Source organism: Streptomyces sp. KR55 (genome assembly GCF_052245645.1).
Lineage (GTDB): Bacteria > Actinomycetota > Actinomycetes > Streptomycetales > Streptomycetaceae > Streptomyces > Streptomyces flavusporus.
Window position 1 is genome coordinate 1 of record NZ_JBQQCE010000791.1, and the last position, 2,511, is coordinate 2,511.

At 69.2% G+C, this 2,511-nt stretch carries 3 protein-coding genes and 1 pseudogene; 1 reads left to right on the plus strand and 3 read right to left on the minus strand.

Translation table 11 applies throughout. The annotated features are described in order from the left end of the window. Positions 1-117: 117 nt before the first annotated feature. A complete protein-coding gene (locus tag ACTWQJ_RS50110; protein ID WP_443313003.1) occupies positions 118-846 on the minus strand; it encodes a hypothetical protein in 729 nt (242 codons plus the stop codon). Positions 847-927: 81 nt separating this feature from the next. Here ACTWQJ_RS50110 and ACTWQJ_RS50115 point away from each other — a divergent pair. Continuing rightward, a pseudogene (locus ACTWQJ_RS50115) lies at positions 928-1,212 on the plus strand (HNH endonuclease); the annotation flags it as partial. A gap of 268 nt (positions 1,213-1,480) precedes the next feature. Here the strand turns inward: ACTWQJ_RS50115 and ACTWQJ_RS50120 are convergent. Both ACTWQJ_RS50120 and ACTWQJ_RS50125 read right to left on the minus strand, forming a co-directional pair. Continuing rightward, positions 1,481-1,696, minus strand: a complete 216-nt coding sequence (locus ACTWQJ_RS50120; RefSeq protein ID WP_443313004.1) for a hypothetical protein — start codon at positions 1,694-1,696, stop codon at positions 1,481-1,483. Between the two features lie 443 nt (positions 1,697-2,139). Next, positions 2,140-2,511, minus strand: a 372-nt coding sequence (locus ACTWQJ_RS50125; RefSeq protein ID WP_443313005.1) for a BRCT domain-containing protein, incomplete at its 5' end; no start/stop codon positions are given.

Here is a 2,511-nt window from a genome sequence, read left to right on the forward strand (position 1 = left end):
CCCGCCCAACGCGACAACTCGGCGCGCTCCTCCTCGGACAGCACGACCTCGACAGCACGCGGACCCCGATGCGACATGAAAACAGCCTACAGACTTACACCTGCAATTTCAGGCGCATCACACTAGCTCCTCGGTTACTGCGTAGGCGCGCAGTTCCCCGGTCCGGTCGTGCCGGGCCAGCAGATCGGCCAACTGGTCCCGGCCGTTGACCGAGGTGACGTCCCGGGTGCGGAGCAGGGCGATGGCCTCATCGACGCGGCCCTGGCGTTCACGGATCGTGGCGAGCAAACCGATCGCCGTGTCGGGATCGAGGCCGCGACAGCACCACGGAGAGTCACAACGGTGTTCGTCCGGGATCCGGGCGGCGAGCAACTCGGCTGCCTTCTCGTCTCGGCCAGCGCCCTCCGCTACGTCGACCAGGGCCGCAGCGAGGAACCAGTCGTCGATGTGCGGCTGCAGCAGAGTGAACGCCTCGTCGCTGCGGCCGTGCCGGGCGAGCAATCGTGCATAGAACTCCAGTGCCAGAGGATGCCCGACCTCCATGCGAGCCCGGGTCAGCACGATCGCCTCGTCGGCCCGCCCCCAGATCTCCAATAGTTCAGCCGTGGTCCTGGTGGCCGTCCACCAGCCCGTAGCCAGATACGGGGCGAGCATCTCCAGCGCCTCAGCCCGTCGGCTCTGTTCACCGAGCAGCCGCGCCCACTCCCGCGCGCAGAACCACTCCCCACGGCCGGCCCAAAACTCCACCGTCTCGGCATGGCCGAGTTCGAGAAGCCGGGAGACCAGGTGCGGCGGGATGCAGCCGGACTGCGTCCGGGCCCGATAGTCAAGATCAGCAGCGTCCACAGCGGCATACCGTAGCCCCTCCCCCTGACATCACCTCCAGCTCCGAATATCGCGTACTTGGAATGACGCTCCCCACCAGTCGGCGCGTCAGCGTGGACGCCGCAGCGCCGAGAGCAGTACGCCAACGACCAGGGCGCGGAAGACTCGCTGGTCGCCGTCACCGCCCGCTCGAACCGCAGCAAGGCCGACCAGGACCCGGCCGAGTGGCTGCCGCCCGCCGCCGACGTGCACTGCCGCTACGCCGCCGAGTGGGTGGGCACGAAGCTGCGCTGGAGCCTGGCTGCCGACGAAACCGAACTCGCTGCCCTGCACGACGTTGCCGCGGGCTGCCCCGGCCAGACGGTGACGTACGAGCCCGCCGCGTAGCCCCATCACGCCCCGCCGCCCTCGGGCGGCCGAGGCTAATTCGCGTGCCCCGCTCTCCGGTGCATGGCTATGGTGGAGGCGTCCAGGTGCGCAGGCTGCGGCTACTTCTCCTGTCAAGAGGGAGACGCGGGTTCGAATCCCGCCGCCGGCTCCGGCCGGTGTCGTCCAGTGGCCCAGGACACCAACGTCGCCGCCGCCGACCTTGATCTCTGGACACTCAGGCCCGAGCCGCCCGCCACGGGGGAGTGAGTCGGGCGGCCCGCCGCGTTCAGTGCTCCCACGCCTCCGGCCCGCCGTCCCGCCACTCGACCAGCACGGACTGCCGCACCCACTCCTCGTCGACGTCCTCCAGACCTGCAAGGCGGAGGAACTCGACGACATCCAGCAGCCCGTACGCCATCCCAACGAAATGGTCACCCACCCGCACGCGCCGGCCACCGTCCTCAGCAGGCGGATAGATCACGATGGGCTGCAAGCCAGCCATGGCACCAGCGTGTGGCTTGGCCTGGCTGCACGCATGCGGGGCGCTCGTGACGCCCCGGCCCAGGGTGCCGCTCGATGTGCTGCGGTGCAGCCAGCCCGGGAAGGGGGCGTTGACACCGCCAGACGCACTGAGCTGATCGATGGCTTCCCGGGTCTTCGGGACAGGTTCGGCCAGCCCGAATTTCGGGGTTTGCATCAGGGTGTGCAGAAAGAAGCCGGGTGACTTCGGGGTACGTGCAGAGGGAAGCCCTGGGGCCGATCGAGGGCCATGACGCCCAGGCCTCCCTCTGCCCAGCCGCCTGCGGCGGATGCGCGTCCCACCCTCACGCCGGTGCAGGGATGGGGGCGCCGGCTGACTCACGAGCCGGTCGCTGGCTCAACGTCTGTGCCCGGCCAATGACACGGCTGCGTCAACGGGTTGACGCAGCCGTGTGCCTCTTGACTTCAGTCGATGAAGTCGGCGATGAGGACAGCGAATTCGTCCGGCGTGGCCAGGCGGATGCCGAGGGTTTCGGCCTTGGCACGCTTGGATCCCGCGCCATCTCCGGCGATCACCAGGGTGGTCTTCTTCGAGACGCTGGACGAGGAGCGGCCGCCGGCGCGTTCGATGAGCTCGTTCATCTGGTTGCGGCTGAGCTGTTCCAGCGCGCCGGTCATCGCACCAGTGACCACGACCGTCATTCCCGTCAGTGGCCCGCTCGCTGCCGGGGTGCCCCTGTCGGCGGTATCGGCGCCCTGCTCGCGGGCGTCCGGCAGCGTGGCGCCGGGTTCGGTCATGTTCACCCCGGCCGCGGCGAGTTTGTCGATGAGCGGGGC

Coding starts and splice junctions, on each gene's coding strand:
- ACTWQJ_RS50120 (WP_443313004.1), bottom strand. CDS start 1,696: ATGGCTGGCTTGCAGCCCATCGTGATCTATCCGCCTGCTGAGGACGGT.